Origin of the sequence: Micromonospora zamorensis (assembly GCF_900090275.1) — a bacterium.
In the GTDB taxonomy this organism is placed as follows: domain Bacteria; phylum Actinomycetota; class Actinomycetes; order Mycobacteriales; family Micromonosporaceae; genus Micromonospora; species Micromonospora zamorensis.
Genome location: NZ_LT607755.1, coordinates 3,767,968 through 3,785,531, shown reverse-complemented (window position 1 = coordinate 3,785,531; position 17,564 = coordinate 3,767,968). Strand labels below are relative to the sequence as shown.

General features: G+C 68.2%; 19 protein-coding genes. 9 read left to right on the top strand and 10 right to left on the bottom strand.

What is annotated here, in order from left to right; translation table 11 throughout:
* Nucleotides 1–346 precede the first annotated feature (346 nt).
* Nucleotides 347–2,035, top strand: a complete 1,689-nt coding sequence (locus tag GA0070619_RS16685) for a cellulose binding domain-containing protein (RefSeq protein ID WP_088948934.1) — start codon at nucleotides 347–349, stop codon at nucleotides 2,033–2,035.
* A gap of 93 nt (nucleotides 2,036–2,128) precedes the next feature.
* Here the strand turns inward: GA0070619_RS16685 and GA0070619_RS16680 are convergent, their stop codons facing one another.
* Together GA0070619_RS16680 and GA0070619_RS16675 are read right to left on the bottom strand one after the other, a co-directional pair.
* Nucleotides 2,129–2,773 (bottom strand): response regulator, encoded by a 645-nt coding sequence (locus GA0070619_RS16680; protein ID WP_088948933.1) that lies wholly within the window; start codon nucleotides 2,771–2,773, stop codon nucleotides 2,129–2,131.
* The gene (locus GA0070619_RS16675; RefSeq protein ID WP_231927069.1) at nucleotides 2,764–3,939 is read right to left on the bottom strand and encodes a sensor histidine kinase; all 1,176 of its coding nucleotides are present in this window, start codon (nucleotides 3,937–3,939) and stop codon (nucleotides 2,764–2,766) included. Before GA0070619_RS16675 ends, GA0070619_RS16680 begins: the two co-directional genes overlap by 10 nt.
* 175 nt (nucleotides 3,940–4,114) lie before the next feature.
* Between GA0070619_RS16675 and GA0070619_RS16670 the strand changes: the two genes are divergently transcribed.
* The 3 genes from GA0070619_RS16670 (at nucleotide 4,115) to GA0070619_RS16660 (ending at nucleotide 6,723) form a co-directional block, all read left to right on the top strand.
* Complete coding sequence (locus tag GA0070619_RS16670) at nucleotides 4,115–4,843, top strand: VOC family protein (protein ID WP_231927068.1); 729 nt, start codon at nucleotides 4,115–4,117, stop codon at nucleotides 4,841–4,843.
* Between the two features lie 101 nt (nucleotides 4,844–4,944).
* Entirely contained in the window at nucleotides 4,945–6,174 is a 1,230-nt protein-coding gene (locus tag GA0070619_RS16665) for a hypothetical protein (protein ID WP_088948931.1), read from the top strand.
* A 156-nt stretch (nucleotides 6,175–6,330) separates the two neighbouring features.
* Nucleotides 6,331–6,723, top strand: a complete 393-nt coding sequence (locus tag GA0070619_RS16660) for a hypothetical protein (RefSeq protein WP_197699544.1) — start codon at nucleotides 6,331–6,333, stop codon at nucleotides 6,721–6,723.
* A 49-nt stretch (nucleotides 6,724–6,772) separates the two neighbouring features.
* On the opposite strand, the gene GA0070619_RS16655 is transcribed toward GA0070619_RS16660, so the two are convergent.
* The gene (locus GA0070619_RS16655) at nucleotides 6,773–7,414 is read right to left on the bottom strand and encodes a DUF4291 domain-containing protein (protein ID WP_088948930.1); all 642 of its coding nucleotides are present in this window, start codon (nucleotides 7,412–7,414) and stop codon (nucleotides 6,773–6,775) included.
* Between the two features lie 222 nt (nucleotides 7,415–7,636).
* Here GA0070619_RS16655 and GA0070619_RS16650 point away from each other — a divergent pair, with 222 nt between their 5' ends.
* Nucleotides 7,637–8,044: a nitroreductase family deazaflavin-dependent oxidoreductase gene (locus tag GA0070619_RS16650; RefSeq protein ID WP_088948929.1), complete on the top strand. Its 408-nt coding sequence runs from the start codon at nucleotides 7,637–7,639 to the stop codon at nucleotides 8,042–8,044.
* Nucleotides 8,045–8,156: 112 nt separating this feature from the next.
* On the opposite strand, the gene GA0070619_RS16645 is transcribed toward GA0070619_RS16650, so the two are convergent.
* Together GA0070619_RS16645 and GA0070619_RS16640 are read right to left on the bottom strand one after the other, a co-directional pair.
* A complete protein-coding gene (locus tag GA0070619_RS16645; protein WP_088948928.1) occupies nucleotides 8,157–8,966 on the bottom strand; it encodes a DUF5984 family protein in 810 nt (269 codons plus the stop codon).
* Nucleotides 8,967–9,024: 58 nt separating this feature from the next.
* Nucleotides 9,025–9,570 carry a DUF4240 domain-containing protein gene (locus GA0070619_RS16640; RefSeq protein WP_088948927.1) on the bottom strand — a complete coding sequence of 182 codons (546 nt, stop codon included), beginning with the start codon at nucleotides 9,568–9,570 and terminating at the stop codon, nucleotides 9,025–9,027.
* A gap of 229 nt (nucleotides 9,571–9,799) precedes the next feature.
* Here GA0070619_RS16640 and GA0070619_RS16635 point away from each other — a divergent pair, with 229 nt between their 5' ends.
* Entirely contained in the window at nucleotides 9,800–10,651 is an 852-nt protein-coding gene (locus tag GA0070619_RS16635) for a tyrosine-type recombinase/integrase (RefSeq protein ID WP_197699543.1), read from the top strand.
* 95 nt (nucleotides 10,652–10,746) lie between these two features.
* On the opposite strand, the gene GA0070619_RS16630 is transcribed toward GA0070619_RS16635, so the two are convergent.
* Nucleotides 10,747–11,754: a quinone oxidoreductase family protein gene (locus GA0070619_RS16630; protein WP_231927067.1), complete on the bottom strand. Its 1,008-nt coding sequence runs from the start codon at nucleotides 11,752–11,754 to the stop codon at nucleotides 10,747–10,749.
* A 125-nt stretch (nucleotides 11,755–11,879) separates the two neighbouring features.
* On the opposite strand from GA0070619_RS16630, the gene GA0070619_RS16625 reads away from it, so the two are divergent.
* Nucleotides 11,880–12,242 carry a VOC family protein gene (locus GA0070619_RS16625; RefSeq protein ID WP_231927066.1) on the top strand — a complete coding sequence of 121 codons (363 nt, stop codon included), beginning with the start codon at nucleotides 11,880–11,882 and terminating at the stop codon, nucleotides 12,240–12,242.
* Between the two features lie 147 nt (nucleotides 12,243–12,389).
* A complete protein-coding gene (locus GA0070619_RS16620; protein WP_197699542.1) occupies nucleotides 12,390–12,806 on the top strand; it encodes a VOC family protein in 417 nt (138 codons plus the stop codon).
* Between the two features lie 129 nt (nucleotides 12,807–12,935).
* Here GA0070619_RS16620 and GA0070619_RS16615 read toward each other — a convergent pair whose 3' ends face one another.
* Both GA0070619_RS16615 and GA0070619_RS16610 read right to left on the bottom strand, forming a co-directional pair.
* Complete coding sequence (locus GA0070619_RS16615; protein WP_088948923.1) at nucleotides 12,936–13,454, bottom strand: polyketide cyclase; 519 nt, start codon at nucleotides 13,452–13,454, stop codon at nucleotides 12,936–12,938.
* Nucleotides 13,455–13,568: 114 nt separating this feature from the next.
* Entirely contained in the window at nucleotides 13,569–14,804 is a 1,236-nt protein-coding gene (locus GA0070619_RS16610) for an MFS transporter (RefSeq protein WP_231927065.1), read from the bottom strand.
* 242 nt (nucleotides 14,805–15,046) lie between these two features.
* On the opposite strand from GA0070619_RS16610, the gene GA0070619_RS16605 reads away from it, so the two are divergent.
* Nucleotides 15,047–15,391, top strand: a complete 345-nt coding sequence (locus GA0070619_RS16605; protein WP_088951848.1) for a DUF1801 domain-containing protein — start codon at nucleotides 15,047–15,049, stop codon at nucleotides 15,389–15,391.
* 80 nt (nucleotides 15,392–15,471) lie between these two features.
* Here the strand turns inward: GA0070619_RS16605 and GA0070619_RS16600 are convergent, their stop codons facing one another.
* On the bottom strand, nucleotides 15,472–16,557 hold the full coding sequence (locus tag GA0070619_RS16600) for a hypothetical protein (RefSeq protein WP_088948921.1): 1,086 nt from the start codon (nucleotides 16,555–16,557) through the stop codon (nucleotides 15,472–15,474).
* 132 nt (nucleotides 16,558–16,689) lie between these two features.
* Nucleotides 16,690–17,433 carry an SDR family NAD(P)-dependent oxidoreductase gene (locus tag GA0070619_RS16595; RefSeq protein WP_088948920.1) on the bottom strand — a complete coding sequence of 248 codons (744 nt, stop codon included), beginning with the start codon at nucleotides 17,431–17,433 and terminating at the stop codon, nucleotides 16,690–16,692.
* Nucleotides 17,434–17,564 lie beyond the last annotated feature (131 nt).

Here is a 17,564-nt window from a genome sequence, read left to right as displayed (position 1 = left end):
GGCCGGTGACCTCGGTCACCCTCGGCCCGGCCCGAATGTTCACGACAACATTTGGCGCGCGGGTTGTGCCGGGGAGCGCCTTGGGGCGAGGGACGTTCGGAAACTTTCGCGAAAGCTCGCCGTCGCAGCTTGACGGACGCAGTGCTCATCTACCAGAGTCGATGTGGGCGTAGGTGGCGTGCCGTCGGGAGCTCGGGCGCCAGCAGTGCATCGACATGACTCAACCGTGGGCACGGCGGGCGGCGCTTGTTAACGCTAACGATGCTCTGCACCGCTGACCTGGCTGCGGTGGCGGCGTGGCCCGACGGCGACGGATCAGTGTCCCCCCGATCCAGGAGAATGATCGATGAGAAGACCCAGAGTGATCAGAACCGCGTTGATGTCGGCCAGCGCCATGCTGCTGGCATCGACAGCGGTCGCCTTGGCGGTGCCGGCAGGGGCAGCAGCCGCCGGCTGTTCGGTGAACTACGGCGTGTCGTCGCAGTGGCAGGGTGGCTTCGGGGCCAACGTCACGATCACCAACGTCGGTGACGCGGTGTCGAGTTGGTCGCTGACCTGGTCCTACGACGCCGGACAGACCGTCACGCAGGCGTGGAACACGACGTTGACCCAGAGCGGCGCCACAGTCACCGCCAAGAACGTCAGCTACAACGGGGGCATCGCGACCAACGGGACGGTGTCGTTCGGCTTCAACGGCTCGTGGACCGGCAGCAACCCTGATCCGACCAACTTCGCGTTGAACGGGGTGGCCTGCACCGGTGGCACGACGCCCACCACCCCGCCGCCGACGACCCCACCCCCGAACGGGCCGGCGGACATCACGGTGAACAGCGCGACCAGATACCAGACCGTCGACGGGTTCGGGGCCGCCCAGTCCATCTGGGGCAGCGCATGGTCCACGACGGAGACGCAGACATTGGTCGGGATGGGCGCCAACCAGTTGGGTCTGTCCATCGTGCGTACCGGTCTGTCACCGGTGTCCAGCGAGTGGGCGACACACGTGAACTCCCTGAAGACGGCGAAGACCGCCGGGTCCAACGTGAAGATCCTCGCCTCGCCGTGGACCGCGCCGGCTGCGTGGAAGACCAACAACAGCCGGGTCAACGGCGGCAAACTGAAGACCGACTACTACGACGACTACGCCAACCACCTGAACAGCTACGTCCAGTACATGCGTGGCCAGGGCGTGCCGATCGACGTCACCTCGGTGCAGAACGAGCCGGACTGGCACCCGGACTACGACTCGATGGACTGGAGCGGCACGGAGCTGCGCACCTTCGTCCGCGACCAGGGCACGAAGGTGCAGAACACCAAACTGATGGTCGCCGAGGCGGTGAACCTGAACTACAGCTACACCGATCCAACCCTCAACGACGCGACCGCCCGCAACAACATCGGATACATCGGTGGCCACCTGTACGGCACCGAGGACGCCGGCCGGCTCAAGCCGTACACCCTTGCCGAGCAGCACAACAAGCCGGTGTGGATGACCGAGTGGAACCTGCACGCCGCTGACGGCGGCGGCTCCAACATCTGGGGCAACCCCGGCAACGCGGCGGTCTGGAACGAGACGCTCGACGACATCATGCGCACTGTGCACAAGTCGATGGAGGCCAACTGGAACGCCTACATCTGGTGGTACGGCAAGCGTTACTACTCGTTCATCGGTGACGGCGAAGCGGCGTACGGCACCGTCGCGGGCGCCCCGCTCAAGCGCGGCTACGCGTTCTCGCAGTACGCCAAGTACGTCCGCCCCGGCTACCAGCGCGTCGCCCTGACGAAGAGCTCCAAGGCGTCGCCGCTGGAGGTGACCGCCTACCAGGGTGACGGGAAGATCAGCCTGGTCATCCTCAACCGGTCGAACAACGCGGTCAACAACGCCGTGGTCCAGGCCCCGCAGAACGTCAGCAAGGCCGAACACTTCCTCACCTCGCAGACCGCCAACGCGGCCAGCCAGCCGACCACCGTGAACGGAGGTCAGGCCACCATCAACGTCGGTCCACGCAGCATCTCCACGCTCGTGTTCACCCTCTGAGGCTTCTTCTCACCGTCGGGGGGCGTGTGGGCGTGATCGAGCGACCGCGTCCACACGCCCCCCCGGAATGACTCTCCGGGCGACCCTGGGCGCTCAGGAGCCGAGGTAGCGCAGGATCGCCAGGACCCTGCGGCTGTAGCCGGTCACGTGTAGCAGCCCGAGCTTGTCGAAGATGGTGTTGACATGCTTCTCGACCGCGCTCTGTGACACGTGGAGGCGCTCGGCGATGGTGGCGTTGGTGTGTCCCTGCGCCATGTGGTGCAGCACCTCACGTTCGCGTGGGGTGAGGCGGTTCAGCGGGTCGCTGTGCCTCGTCGCGGACATGAGCTGCCGGACGACCTCGGGGTCGAGCGCCGTGGCACCGGCGGCGACGCGGTCGAGCGCGTCCAGGAAGTCCTCGACCTGGGCGACGCGGTCCTTCAGCACGTAGCCGACGCCTTCCGACCGGTCGGCGAGAAGCTTCGCGGCGTAGCGCTTCTCGACGTACTGGGAGAGCACGAGCACCGCGATGTCGGGCCAGCGGCGGCGGATCTCCAGGGCGGCCCTCAGCCCGTCGTCGGTGTTGGTGGGCGGCATGCGGACGTCGGTGACGACGACGTCGGGGCGGTGCTGTTCGACGGCCGTGACGAGCTGATCGGCGTCCGCGACTGCGGCGACCACCGCATGTCCTTCGTCGGCGAGGAGGCGGGCCAGCCCTTCCCGCAGCAGGGTGGAGTCTTCGGCGAGGACTATGCGCACGGCAGTGCCACCCGGATGGTCGTCGGGCCACCGGACGGGCTGTCCACCTCGAAGTGCCCGTCGAGCGCGCTGACCCGGCGGGCGAGTCCCTGCAGGCCACTGCCGTGCGGGTCGGCGCCGCCGAGGCCATCGTCCCGGACCCGCATCGTGATGTTCCCGTCCCCCGCCATGATCTCGATGGTGATCAGGCTAGCTCGGGCGTGTTTGGCGGCGTTGGTGATCGCTTCGCAGGCCACGAAGTACAGCACGGTCTCGACCGGTCGGGCGGGCCGGACCGGCACGTGGTAGCTGACCCTCACCGGGACCGACGATCGTTGCGCCACCATGCTCAGCACCTCGTCCAGCGTGGTGTGGTCGAGGGCGGCGGGGTACACCCGCCAGGCCACGTTCCGCAGGTCGTCAACGGCGCGTTGGACGCCCTCGTGTGCCTGCGCGAGCAGCTCGCGGGCCTTGTCGGGGTCGCGGGTGCGGCGCGCCCGGCCGAGCAGCATGCCGAGTGCGACGAGGTGTTGCTGCAGCCCGTCGTGCAGATCGCGTTCGATGCGCTGGCGCTCGGCGTCGACAGCGGCGATGACACCGGTCCGGCTGACGGCCAGCTCGCTGATCCGCGCCTGAAGGGCCTCACGGGTGTGGGATTCGAGCAGGCTGCGGGCCAGCCATCGATCCAGCGTGGCCACGCTGACTATCGCCTGCACATTCACGAGCAGCAGGGCCGCGCCGATGAGCCCCTGCAACAGAAAACCGGTCGCATTCAGGGTGCCTCCGACGAAGGCACGTACCACGATGACGGCGAGGACGGCACCGACCACGAGCAGGCCGGTGGTGAGCAGACCGAGCACCGCCGGGAGGAGGCGGGCGGCTAGGTAGCCGAGCACCAGCGGTCCGTTCGCCCGGACCGGTTGTGGCGGTGGTTCCGAGGCGATGACGGCCAGGCGGTGCCGTTCCCACTCGGTGACGCGGTGGGCGTACCGGATGATGGTGGCGCCGATGCGGCGCCGAGCCGTCGGCGCGGGCGAGACCGCGACCACGACGAGCGCGGCGAGCAGCAGGAACAGCACCTCGGACGCACCGGTGATCACACCGACCACCACGCCCGCCAACGGCCGGCCCCACCGGGTCATGCTGTCGATCCACGACCGCCCAGCGGGCACCGCGCGTTCCGCCACCGGGGCGTCCCTCCATCGCTGATGTCGTCTCGGACCCACGCCGCCTCGCCTGGGCGGCGGGCACCGCGGCCGGGCCGCCCACCCAACCTAGTCATGCCGAAGACGCTAAGAACTCACCGCGGCCCGGACCATGAGGTCGACCGCCGACCTCAGTGGGCCGACCACAACCGCCGGGGTGTGGAAAACCGCACCATCCATCGAAGGAAGCACCGCCTCCAGCCGACGCCAGATGTGCTCCCACGAACGCCTCCCTGTCGATGTAACGTTCGCCGGCATGACCATGCACATCACCGCCGGGCAGTTCCACGCGGCCGATGGTGTCGAGGACTGGCGCTGTCTCTATCACCTGGTCTCGGCGCACTTCCGAACCGGTTCGCTGGCCAACGGCATCACGCTCGTGGATGAGATTGGCCGGCTCGTCGACGGCCCAGAGCAGCAACATCTCAACGTCGACCTGCGGCACTCCGGTGTCACGGTGTCCATGACCCGGCGCGACATCGCCCTGGCCCGCCGGATCTCGGCGGCCGCGAAGGCACTGAACTTCCCCGCGGACCCGACAGCCGTCCAGCTCGTCAACGTCACCCTCGACGCACTCGTCGGCGCGGACGTGCTGCCGTTCTGGCAGGCACTGCTCGGCTACCACCGCGTCGGAGACGACTACCTGGCTGACCCGTCACGCCGAGGCCCGGGCCTCGGGTTGCAGCAGATGGACACGGTGCGCTCAGAGCGCAACCGCATGCACCTCGATGTCGCCGTTCCCCACGACCAGGCTGAGGCACGCATCGCCGCCGCCCTGGCCGCAGGCGGCCACCTCGTCTCCGACGCACATGCGCCGAGGTGGTGGGTTCTGGCCGACGCCGAAGGCAACGAGGCGTGCGTCGCCACCTGGATCGCCCGCGAATAACACCACATCCGGCAGCGCGACGCCGCCGCACAGGCGATTGTCGACCTGTCTGCCGTTCGTGGGGACAGCGGGCGTCCGTCGGTCGATGACAGGATCGGTCGATGCGCGTTCTCTTCGACGGCAAGGCGCCGGTCGCCTACGGGCAGATCTACGTGACGAGTCGTGAGCTGCCAGACGACATGGCCGGGTCGTTCGCCGGGCAGGCGAATGGCCTCTGCGGGGGCGGTCAGCCGGGCACGCTGTTCCTGATGACCGGTACGCATTCCGGGCAGGTCCAGTTCACTGTCGAGTTGCACGACGTCGAGCCGCCAGTGGCAGCGGAGGAATGGGAGGAGGTGGTGGAGGTGTCGTTTGAGCCGAGGGCCGCTGTGGCCGACCTGGTCCCGTGGGGTGACGGTTCACTCGCCAAGCTGCCGCTGACCTCCGACGGGCAGGACACCAGCCGGTTGCCGGTCTACCGCGTGCGGTACTGCGCCATGGGCATGGATGAGGGGCACGACCCGTTCGGCGGTCACGACCCGGACGAGCTTGCCGAGGACGACTACACCTACATGGATCAGCGGCCGGACCGCTACCTGCTGTGCTTCTGGCCGGAGGACGCAACGGGCGGCGACCCGGGTGACGGCGTGACGCGCGCCGACGCGATCCTGCGCCAGACCAGCGGCGGCGCCGCCTACTGGCACGCCTGGGCGCGCGCGTTGCCACCCCCGCCGACCCTGTTGGAGCAGGTCGAGGCTGAGATGCTAAAGCGGGTGGAGCAGGAACGTCGCGACGAGGAGTACCGCAAGCGGGACGAGTTGCGGCGCTGGGGCGGCCGGCCGCCGAGTGAGCGGCTCCGGCGCGTGCGCGGCAACGTTTATGGCATCGCCCTGCTGGACAGGGCCCTGGTCGACGGGGTGGCCGAGGCCGACGCCGTCGTTCAACGACAGATCGCGATCTGGGCGGCGCGGCAGGCGTTCACCGTCGCCGGCATCGCGGACCTCGACTGGATGACGCCGGCGTGGACGGCGCTGGATCGGGGTGTGCCACTACCCGCCGAATTCGCCGACATGTCAGCGCTGCGGACGCGCATCGTGGGCGAGCCGGCCGTCACGTTCTCCGTGGTCTCGCTGCGGCCGGCCGGTCGGGGCCTGACTGATCCGCTCCGCGCGTTTATCGACGCCCCGGTGGACCCGGTCGCGATGGCACTGCCGGCGCTCCTGGCCGCTGGCGAGTCGGATCCGCTGCAGGCTGCGCTGGAGGCACTGTGGGCGGCGGTCAACACCTACGCCGCTCGGCGGTCCGAGTTCCTGGCGGAAGCGCGGCGGGCCTTTCCGATCGTCGACCGATGACGCAAAGGCTGACCGATCGGATGCCGTTTCCTCGGCCAGTGCAGGCCGCGAATCCCGTCGCTGACCGTGCACGCCACCGAGACGAAAGCCGTGACGGGTCGACGCCCGGATCTAGCCGATGAGCGGGTGCCTATGTGGCGTCTGACACCATGCCCCGTGCGGCAATATCCGACCGAGTCACTGACCTCCGTGCTGGCGGGCACCGGCGTGGCGCTCGTGGGCCTGTTCTCGGCGAAGGATAAAGACTTCGGCGCAAAGCTTGATGTGCTGGCGGCTTCGGTGGAGGTCCATGGCGGGCGGGTAGTGAGCCGGCACATTCAGCGGCGGGGTGTCTCGCACGGCGGTGCGGCCAAGATGGCGTTGCCGTTGTCGCGGCGGACACTGCTTAGCCCGGGCAAAGCGCGCGAAGTCGCGCAAGCGTGCCGGGCCGCAGAGGTCGGTGTTGCCGTGTTCGTAAACCCGCTCACGGAACACCAACGAGCGGTCCTCGGCGACATGTTCGGGTGCTTCGTGATCAGCGGCGAGGACCTCTTCACCCCCGGTCGATGAGCGCCCGCGCACGCCGCCGAGCGGGGCGCGCTGGCGTGCCGAGCGACCGTCAGTGTGCATGCTGTTGCTCGGCCACCCCTTCGGCGACGACGTCCGGGCTGGCGTTGAGGCCGGCGGCAATCTGAGCCGGCAGCGGGTAGACACGTTCGACGGGCAGGTGAGCTGTTGCCGCCTGTTCGTCGCCGCAACGCAGGAGGTCCCTCACGCGGTGAACGGTGGGGGTGATGTCCGTGACGGCGACGATCCAGTCGTCAACGTATCGATCGACTGCCTCGCCGGACAACCCGACCTGCAGCGACCGGTACGGCAGCGCCTTCAAACGCAGTGATCGTTCCGGATCCCACTGCGCTCGTACGGGACTGGCCTTCAGTTGCCGGGTCCAGGTCGCCTTGTCGCCGTGCAGGTCTCGGTCGTAGTGGCTCAGGCTGGCTCGCGCCAGCGCCCACTCAAATCCCTCCCGCGCGATGTCGATGGACAGCACGCGCTCTTGCCCTGGCTTGATGGCCCAGCCACAGCGGTACATCATCCACAGGAACGACGGCTTGATCCACGTCATCCGATCCCGCTTGAAGGGGGCCACGAAACGGCCGGCTGCCACCGCCGCCAGCGCGATTTGCGGGGGATACGCCTGGTACACGGTGATGGTGTCGGCTGAGTAGCGGGCGCGGATCTGACGGGCGGGAATGGACACGGCTTGATCGTCACCGATCGGGACTCGACTGCGCCACCGAGATCCCGCACCCAGGCCAGCACCAGGCCGAAATGAACCTGCGGCGGCACCCGCATCCCCCGCGAACCGAGTGCTACGCATTGTCGCCGCCGGGTTCGTTGGTGCGTGGTCGCAGTGTCACACCCCGGCCGGGACTGTCAGAATCGTGGTCAAGGAGCCGGTTCCTGGAGGCGAGGAGAGGGCATGAGCGACTGGAACGACAAGATCATCGTTGAGTTTCGCGCCAACGGTGGGCAGGTCGGCGGTCAGTTCGCTGGCGCGCCGCTGCTGCTGTTGCACACGGTCGGCGCCAAGAGCGGCCAGCCTCGCGTGAACCCGATGATGTACCAGAAGGTGGACGGCGGCTACGCCGTGTTCGCGTCCAAGGGCGGTGCGCCCACCAATCCCGACTGGTACTACAACCTGCTCGCTCACCCGCAGGCCCAAGCGGAGATCGGTACGGACAAGGTCGAGTTGGTCGCCAGAGTTGCCGCCGGCGACGAGCGGGAACGGATCTGGAGCGCGCAGAAGGCCGCGTATCCAGGCTTCGCCGACTATGAGCGGAAGACCACCCGTCAGATCCCGGTCGTCGTACTGGAACCTGCGCCGTAGGCAGAGACGGTTCAACCCCATTGCCCGGCGGTTGGGGGCGCGCCGCTGATCCGGCGCGTACCGCTCATGCCGATGAGCGGATGCTGTCCCGGTCAGGCGCTCGATGGAATGCTTAGCCGGTTGGGGCGTCGGCCTGTTGAACGTCACCGAGCAGCAGGCGGGCACCTTGGCGGACAACGTTCCAGTCGGTCTTCGGACAGCGGTCGAGGTTCTTGGCAAGCCAATGCCGCCGGTCTTCGTGTTCCGGCCGCAGATGGACGAGGTCAAGGTCCACGCCAGGTAGCCCGCCGCGGCGTTCCAGCTCCTCGACCCGCTGCCCCATGGCGTCCATCAGCTCGCGGTTGAGGGTGTGCACGGCCTCAAGGTATGCGGTGGTCGGCACGCTGAGCCGGACTGCGGGGTCGGCGGTGAAACCGATCTCGCCGTCGTCCTCGTGCCGCCAATCCATGGTGATCTCGTCGCGATCGCCGCGGGTGGTACGCCAGAACCGGAGCTTGGGAGGATTACGCAGGTAACCGAAGTCCAGATGGTGCTCGCCTTGCCAGATCGCGGCCGTGACGACTGGATGGTCGGGCACGCCCGCGTTCCCGTCGTCGGTCCGTTCCTCATCCGGTTCGGCCACGAACTCGAGCGGGTCACACGTCCACTGCGCGGGGTCGGAGGCAATGAATGGCTGCAGATCGTCGGGCACCGGCTCCAGCACCTCAGGTGTAAGGACAATGACATCTTCCCAGAGCCGGGCCAGGTAATAGTCGATGTAGGGATGCGGGTGAACTTCCCGGGTGCGGCACAGCAGCTCCTGCCCGCTTGCTTCAAGCCAGTACCAGCCCTCGGTGAGCCCGAACCAGTGGAGCCTCGGCTGGTCACTGCCCCACGGTGACACCTCGTCCAGTGGATACAGCTCGAACCGGAACCTGATCATTAAGGCAGTATCCCGTAACTTCCGGCGGGCGATCGAAAGCCTCGAGTGCGTGCGGCGGTCAGCTGGTGGCGCGTTCCCACGGGCGCTCGATCCACGGATTGCTGTCGAGGTATGCCGTGAGTCTGGGAAATCGCTGCCTCGTGCGGGTCTCGTCGGTCAGGTCGGCCGGAGTTCCGACGGGTGTGTCTGATCCGGAAGGCCCGTCTATAGCGAACGGAGCCCCGGTTGCCGCGATGTGCGCTTCGAGCGGGAGGCCGCAGAACCAGTCGATCCGAGCGTTGCGCCGGTCGGGTGCCAACTCGACAAGGCTGTCAGGGTCGTCCTGGACGCGCTGGCTGGTTGGCCGCCCGTGCGACAGGATCCAGTCCTGCACCGAGAGGAAGTCATCGTCGTCCAAGCGGCCCAGCAGGAGTGTCGCAGCGTCCCGGATCGCCCAGCGGTAGAGCTCGTCCTGTGCCTGGAACCAGAGTTCCTCAAACTGTTCGATTTCGTCCGGAGTCAACGCGCGAAGGCTGCGGAGGAGCACCTGGGCGACGCGTTCGGTGTCGGCGCCCACCTCAGCCCGGGCGCCTTCGACGATGCGCCAGAACACCGCCCCCTCCACTGCCAGACCGTACCAAGCCGGTCCTGTGCGTCGAAGGTCGCCGCACAGACCCTTCCGAAGGCCGCAAGGGTGAGCCTTAGCCGACGTGATTCAAGATCGGGCATCCGCATCTGCCGCTCCAGGTGGGCTGGTGTTCATCGCCGATGGTGACGCACGGTGATGTATGACTACCTCGCCTGCTTCCGCTTTCCCTGTCGTACTGACCGATCAACTCGTTGTGCGCGCCGCGGTGTCCGCTTTCCTGGGCCGTTACCGTGGCCAGACTCGCGTCCACACTGATTCCGACCTACGGGTCTTCCTCCGCTGGTGCGCCGACCACGACCTGGACCCGCTGGCGGCGGCGCGGGTGGACATCGAGCGGTACGTGCGCTGGCTACAAGACGTCCGCCGGTACCAGCCCTCGACGGTGTCCCGCCGGCTGTCGGTCGTGGTTGGGTTCTATCGGGTCTGCGTCATCGACGCCCTCCTGGAGCACTCGCCGGCCGACTACGTCCGCCGGCCCACGGTGCCGGCCGAGTCACCGACCCTCGGACTGGGGCACCTGCAGTACGAAGCCATGATCACCACCGCGCGGAAGTCCTCGAACCCGAATGACTTCGCCCTGGTCGCGCTCCTGGGCCTGCTCGGACTACGGATCTTCGAAGCCTGCGGATCGAACATCGCCGACCTCGGTGAGGAACACGGTCACCGGGTCCTACGCGTGCGTGGCAAGGGCGGCAAGGTGGTCCTCGTCCCGCTACCACCCGCGGTCGCTCGGGCTATCGATCAGGCCGTCGACGACCGCACCGCCGGGCCGATCCTGCGCAACGCCCATGGTCGGAGGATGGACCGGCACGCCGCCACCCGCCGACTCAAGCACCTCGCCCACACAGCGGGCATCCGGATGCCGAGGATGCACCCCCACATGTTGCGGCACACGTTCGTGACGACCATGCTCGACGCCGGCGTCAGCCTCCGCGACGTGCAGATCGCCGCCCGCCACGCCGACCCACGGACCACCATGCGCTATGACCGGGCCCGCAAGAACCTCGACCGGCACCCCAACTACATCCTCGCCGCCTACATGGCCTCCGGAACGTGATCAACCGCTCACGGCTTTGCCGAAAGTGGTGCATCGGTTGGCGGGCGAGGCTCGCGGTGCTTCACCGCATCGCGACGGGTGATCGGGCTCAAGTCTCAGGGACGCAGGGTTACCTTGCCGGTGGTTCTGCGGGCGACGAGGTCCTCGAAAGCGCGGCGGGCGTCCTCAAGGGGATATGCCGCATGGACCATCGGCTTCAGCACTCCGGCAGCCGTGAGCGCGAACATCTCGGCTAACGGCTCCGCGTAGGCGCCGGGAACGGTGAGGGCCGGGCGTAGCCAGAAGCCCATCACGGCTGTGTTGCGGTCCGCGAGTGCGCTCGGATCGACAGGTGGACAGCCCTCGCGGGAGGCATTCCCGAAGGTGACCAGACGTCCGAAGTTCCCCAGGATTTCGAGGCCGGCGCTGAACACGCGGCCGCCGATCGACTCGAGCACAACATCCACCGGCGTGCCATCGTTGGCCTCCAGGACCTGCTCGGCGTAACAGTCCGGGTCGCTGGACACGGCGACGTCCGCACCCAAGGAGAGGGCCAGGTTACGTCGAGCGTCCGTAGAGGCTGTGGCGATCACACGCCCGGCACCGAAGTGCTTGGCGAGCTGCACAGCAAGCGAGCCGACACCACCGGCCGCGGCGTTGACGACAACGGTCTCACCGACGCGCATCCGCGCACAGCTTCTCAATACGTGCCAGGCGGTCAGGCCCTGGACGAGAAGCGCGAGCGCCTCGGCGTCGCCCACCCCCTCGGGCACCGCAACGGCGTCCGCGACTTCCACGACCGCCCGCTCAGCGAAGCCACCACCGTCGAAAATCGGTGCGAGCACCCGGCGACCGTCAGTCGCCCGCCCGACCACCTCAGTGCCCGGGGTGAACGGCAGCTCAGGCACCGGACGATACGACCCGGCAATGCGGCTGGTATCGGCGAAGTTGACCCCTGCCGCGCTCACGTTGACGAGCAGTTGACCATCGACCGTCACCGGCTCCGACACGTCGACAAGGTTCAAAACCTCGGGACCGCCGAAACGGGCGCACTGCACAGCTCGCATGATCAGCAACGTACACCCGCGCCCGCAGTAACCGGCCAACGCGGCATGATCGATCATCCGCTTCTGCTGCGAGGCGCGCGCTACCCAGTGTCCCGCCGAGCTGGCCTGACTGCCGTCCGGACGTGCCGAGATGAGTGCGCCCCAGTGGGAATGGGCTGCACATCGTCGCTATGGTCGGTGTCGTGGAGACACTGGGCCGACTTGCCGGAGTCACGGTCGACTGCCGGGATCCGCAGCGACTGGCTGACTTCTGGTCTGTGGTGCTTGGAGGACGCGTGACGGAGTCTCTTCCCGGCTGGCGGCGCGTCACTGTCGCCGGGGGCGGCTCGGTGCTGACATTCCAGCCGGTCCCGGAGCCCAAGGCCGGCAAGACGCGACTACACCTCGACATCGCCGTTACCGACGTTGACGAAGCGGTCGATCGGATCGGGATGTTGGGCGGGCGGTGGACAGGTGAACGGCATGACTACCAAGAGGGCGCAGTCCTCGTCATGACCGACCCGGAGGACAACGAGTTCTGCGTCGTGCAGTACTACCGGGTGTGATCTGGTTAGGCTTTCGACCGAGCATCCGAGACCTGCTGATGGCGTCGTACGCATCGTCGTCGTTGCACACTGATCACAAGCGGCCGCGAGAGCCTGGAGCCGCCGACACACTCTTCTGCCGCTGTCGGCACGCGGGCGGCGAGCACGATGGACCCTGCGTACGCTGCCGTGGTGCAGATCGATTTGGTTGCCCTGATCGTCGACGAGTACGACCCCGCGATTGCGTTCTTCACCGATGTACTCGGCTTCGATCTCGTCGAGGATTCCCCATCGCTGACCACTGACGGGCGGCCCAAGCGGTGGGTCGTCGTCCGGCCGCCGGGTGCCCAGACCGGGATTCTCCTCGCTCGCGCCGACGGAGAACACCAACGTGCCGCAACTGGTAACCAGGTAGCCGGCCGAGTCGGGTTCTTCCTCCGAGTCGACGACTTCGACGCCACTTACCGACGGATGGCCGAGGCCGGTGTCACCTTCGTCCGGGAGCCAAGGGCCGAGCCCTATGGCCGGGTCGCGGTCTTCCTCGACATCGCCGGCAACCGGTGGGACCTCCTCGGATTCGCATGACGTCGCCGCAGTTGTCAGTCGAGGCGCCCAGGTCAGACGTCCTGATTTGCCGCGATCCGAGTGTCCCAGAATGCGGGGCGGACGACGCGCAGCAGCCGCCCAGGACTGTCGATCGCCGTTCGCCTGATCTCATTCCGTGGCGGGTCCGTGGTGCCCGTTGTGTTCGGCGAGTTGCTTCAGGTTCAGCAACTGTCGTCGAGCCATGATCAGGTCGCCGATGGACAGGCCGAGTGCGGCCCAGCGGGTCGTCTGCATGACGACCTTGAGCAGCAGGCGCGTCCTGTCGTGCTCCTGGGGCACGAGGACGTAGGACATGAAGGCGCCCATGATGGTGCTCGTCAACTGTTTGCCGGGGTCGACCGAGACGATCCGGCCCAACTTTCGTCCTCCGGCGGTGGTGAATGCTTCCCCGACCTGGGGCTCGGGTAGGCCCTGCAACTGTCGAGGCGAGCGGCGGCCGCGGTTGTCGATCCAGTCGTACGAATAGGGCGCAAGCCTCACCTGGGCCACCCACGGCCACACTGCTGCGGCGGGCGCCGCGATCGACACTCCGCGCCAGGCTTGTAGGGCGGGTGCGACGACGAGGTCGTCACAGGGATAGGTACGCAGCGTCTCGCTGTCGGTCACGCCCCACCGGTCACCGATCATTCACCTATGTTCCGTCATGTCGATGGGACTCGTCAGTATCCGCCGTTGACCCCTCTCGCCAACGGATGACGAGAGCAGAGCACGTCGTTCCGCCGCGATCCGTGCCGCGCTCTGTCAGTCGTGCAACGCCGTTCCCGTCCGGGCCGGCGTGATCTCTCGCGCGGTCGCTGGGCTGCCAAGGGTGGAGGCCGACGCTGACCCGACGGCGCGGCTCCGCCGCGCGTCCACGGCGAGCAACGCGAAGGCGGCCAGCGTCAGCAGCCCGCCGGCGAGCGCCAGCGGGCGTGGCCCGAGGGTGGGCAGGAGGCCGCCGCCGAGCAGCGAGCCGCCGGCGATGCCGGCGTTGAAGGCGGTGCTGACGCCGGCTGACGCCATGTCGGTGCTGCCCGGGGCCAGTTGCAGCATGCGGCTCTGCACGGCGGAGCCGAACGCCGCGTAGGCCAGGCCGACGCCGGCGAGGAGTGCGACCACGCCGGGTCGGAGCGCGCCGAGCGCGTACAGGCCGAACAGGGAGGCCGTGCCGATGCTCAGCGGCGTCAGCAGGGAGGCGGTCGGCCGGCTGTCCAGGGTGCGGGCGGCGGCCAGGGTGCCGATGACGCCGGCCGCGCCGGAGACGAACAGCAGTGGTGCCAGCACCGAGTCGGCGAAGCCGGTGACGTCGAGCAGGAACGGTGTGACGTAGGTCTGCAGGGTCATGAAGCCGCCGATGCCGAGGGCGGTCGCGACCAGCAGGAGGACGAAGCGCCGCCCGTCGGGTGCGGTGCCACGGGCGGCGCCGCCAGCAGCCGGGGGATAGGAGGGAAGGAGGATGAACACCGCGACGGCGATCGCCAGCCCGACTCCGGCCAGCGCCCCGAAGGCCGTACGCCAGCCGGCCTGTTGCCCGAGCCAGGTGCCGAGGGGTACGCCGAGCACGGGGGCGAGCGTCGCTCCGGTGGCGAACAGCGCGACCACCCGGCCGCGCACCGCGGCCGGGAAGGGGCCGGTCACGGTTGCCGTGGCGATGGACCAGAACAGCGCCTGGGCGAGCGCCGTCACGACGCGGGAGCCGGCCAGCACCGCGTACGTCGACGCGAGCGCGGCCAGGGCGTTCGCGGCGGCGAACAGGAGCATCGTGACGCCGAGCAGTTGGCGTCGGGGTATCCGCTGGGTCAGCCGGGCCAGAGGCACGGACGCCAGCACGACCACGATGGCGTACCCGCTGACGAGCAGACCCACCTGCGAGCGGGACCGGTCGAGGTCGGGCGCGATGTGGGTCAGCAGCCCGACGGGCAGCAGCTCGGTCGTGATGAACGCGAACGCGGCGAGGGAGAGTGCGACGAGCACGGCCCAGGCCCTTCGCGGTGACACCTGCGGCACCATGATCCACCCACCTTTCCTGGTCACCGTAATCCAGGGCTCCGAAGCCGCTGCACCCGACCGGTGCGGCGGGGCCGACATCCCAGGGTCACGGGGCCCCTCCGAGGTGCGGATTCGTCGTACGATCCTGCCCGGCAGGGGCGGCTCCGGGGCGACCGGATCAGGTCGGGTCGGGCTGCGGGTGAAGCGTCGCGGGTCGACCATCCTTTGGCAACGACAATAAGGAGATGGCCATGAGTGACGACGTCACCCAGTACATCAACAAGACGCAGCCGTGGCAGATCGACGTGTGCGAGAAGCTGCGCGCGATGGTCGTCCAGACCATTCCTGATGTCGAGGAGCGACTGCAGTACGGCAAGCCGCACTACCTCAAGAACGGGCACTACGCGGCCGTCATCTCGGTGGCCAAGGACAAGATCTCCTTCATGGTGTTCAACGCGACGGACGTTCCCGAGGTCAAGGGTTTCCTCCGATCCCTGGGCAAGGGTGAACGCAAAGCCGTCGACATCAAGGACGGGCAGACCGTCGACTACGACGCGCTTGCCGGCATCCTCAAAGAGACCACGGCTGCCCTGTAGCTGCGTACACCTCCGCGCGGGGGTGATGGACGCGGTCACCGGCGGTGGCCTGAGGGCTGCCACCGCCGGTGCCGGCGGCGTCAGAGCCGCGAGGTGAAGGTGGTCAGGAACCGGTGCGGGGTGACCACGCCGGCGTTGTCGAAGCAGATCACGTCGACGTCGGCGTTGGTGGTGTACGTCCAGGGTTGGGTGAGGTGGCAGTAGTTGCTACCCGCACCCTGCGCGACCACCTGGGCGTGGGTCTCCTTGATGCCGATCTGCGGGAAGGTCGCCAGGTAGCGGCCGGCGGGGGCCAGCGGTGCCACCGTGTTCGCACCGACACCGAGCGCCGAGTTGTCGTTGGTGGGCCCACCGACGGCGGTACCCAGGTAACCGAAGTACGACGGCGGGCCGAGGGAGCCGATCACCGGCCGACGGCGGTGGTACGAGAGGGCGAAGTCGGTGTTGGTGAGCGCACCGGCCTGGTTGTAGCAGAAGACGTACACCTGCACGTCGGTGCCGACCGCGTTCCAGGAGTAGACCTTGCACCGGCGGGGGCCGGCGTTCGGCTGCACCGCGGTGACCTGCACGTTGCCGGCGAGCAGCCCGGCCAGACCCACCCCGGGCAGCCGCACCAGATATTGGCCGACGCCCAGCGGGCCGACGGTGTTCACCACGCCGGTGGAGTTGTACGACTGCACCACCACGCCGCTGCCCCACTGCGCGTACGCGTGGGAGGTGCCGGCCGGCAGCACACCGGAGCTGGTCGTCCAGAGCACTGTGAACGGGGTGTCCTCGCGCGTGCCGCCGGGCTTGTGGCACTGCACGTCGACGATCTCGTCGGCGCCGGACTGGAACCAGCGGACCACCTCGCAGTAATGCCCGGTCCGGTTCACCGGGGTCACGTGCGGCACCCCGCGCGAGCTGGCCCCGACCTGCGGGAAACGGACCTGGAACCGGCCGGGCGCGAGCTTGACACCGTCGGCCCAGGCGGCGGGGAACGCGGTCTTCCAGCTACCCCACTGCCGGCTGGTGTCCAGCACGGTCCAGACCGGCACTGTGGGGTCCTTGACGTACGCGAACCCCCAGCGGTCGGCGGTGGCCGCCGCTGCCGGGGTCACTGGCGCGAGCGCGCTGGCCGCCAGTACGGCGGCCAGCGCGGCGGTGACGAACGATCGGAGACGCATGTGTTCCTCCAGTCGACGGGAACATGTCGATGAGGAGTGTGCGCGCAGTGATGCACCGGTCACAGTCGGCTACCTCGCGCTCCGGTGTCGGGTCTCCGCCACCGAGCGGACCGCGCGACGGCGCGTCGACGGTCAGATGGTGAAGCCGCCGTCGACGTTGACCGTCGCCCCGGTGATGTAACGGCCGTCCGGGCTGGCGAGGAATGCCACAGCGGCAGCCACGTCACTTGGCTCGGCATAGTGGCCGAGGGCGGTGAACCCCCTGATCGTGTCGGCGTTGGGGCCGTCCGCCGGGTTCAGTTCGGTGTCGGTGGCCCCCGGATTCACCAGGTTCACGGTGATCGCCCGGTCGCCGAGTTCGCGTCCGAGCGCCTTGGTCAGACCGATCAGTGCGGTCTTGCTCATCGCGTACAGCGAGAAGCCCGGGAAGACGGCCCGTTCGGCCATGTTGCTGCCGATGTTGATGATCCGCCCGCCGGCCGGCATGTGGCGTACCGCAGCCTGTGCGGCGACGAACGGTGCCCGGACATTGACCGCGACGGTCTGCTCGAACTGCTCCAGGGTCAACTGCTCCAGCGGTCCGAGCAGGAACGCGCCGGCGTTGTTGACCAGGATGTCCAACCGACCCAGCTCGCCGGCGACCCGGTCGACTGCGGCTACCACCGCCGCCGTGTCGGAGCTGTCCGCCCGGATGGCGACGGCCCGCCGTCCCGCGGCTTTGATCTGGTCCACCACCTCGTCCGCGCGATGCTGATTCTGCTGGTACGTCAGCGCCACATCGGCACCCTCCCTGGCCAGGCGCATCGCCACCGCGGCACCAATGCCACGTCCACCGCCGGTCACCAGAGCTACCTTGCCGTCAAGTGCGTTGTTCATGAGAGCAAGCCTGCTGGACAGAGGGTAGACCGTCTGGCGGTGATCGGACGTCGCGTTCGTGGCAGGCGCCGCCCACCGTGGACATGTTCGCGCCGTCCACGGTGTTGATCGCCTCAAGGAATGCTCAAATT

What these genes read in the sequence shown, in the direction of transcription:
- GA0070619_RS16685 (WP_088948934.1), top strand. Translation starts at nt 347, where the DNA reads ATGAGAAGACCCAGAGTGATCAGAACCGCGTTGATGTCGGCCAGCGCC.
- GA0070619_RS16620 (WP_197699542.1), top strand. Translation starts at nt 12,390, where the DNA reads ATGGACCCTGCGTACGCTGCCGTGGTGCAGATCGATTTGGTTGCCCTG.
- GA0070619_RS16615 (WP_088948923.1), bottom strand. Translation starts at nt 13,454, where the DNA reads ATGATCGGTGACCGGTGGGGCGTGACCGACAGCGAGACGCTGCGTACC.
- GA0070619_RS16630 (WP_231927067.1), bottom strand. Translation starts at nt 11,754, where the DNA reads ATGATCGATCATGCCGCGTTGGCCGGTTACTGCGGGCGCGGGTGTACG.
- GA0070619_RS16600 (WP_088948921.1), bottom strand. Translation starts at nt 16,557, where the DNA reads ATGCGTCTCCGATCGTTCGTCACCGCCGCGCTGGCCGCCGTACTGGCG.
- GA0070619_RS16645 (WP_088948928.1), bottom strand. Translation starts at nt 8,966, where the DNA reads ATGATCAGGTTCCGGTTCGAGCTGTATCCACTGGACGAGGTGTCACCG.
- GA0070619_RS16650 (WP_088948929.1), top strand. Translation starts at nt 7,637, where the DNA reads ATGAGCGACTGGAACGACAAGATCATCGTTGAGTTTCGCGCCAACGGT.
- GA0070619_RS16665 (WP_088948931.1), top strand. Translation starts at nt 4,945, where the DNA reads ATGCGCGTTCTCTTCGACGGCAAGGCGCCGGTCGCCTACGGGCAGATC.
- GA0070619_RS16595 (WP_088948920.1), bottom strand. Translation starts at nt 17,433, where the DNA reads ATGAACAACGCACTTGACGGCAAGGTAGCTCTGGTGACCGGCGGTGGA.
- GA0070619_RS16605 (WP_088951848.1), top strand. Translation starts at nt 15,047, where the DNA reads ATGAGTGACGACGTCACCCAGTACATCAACAAGACGCAGCCGTGGCAG.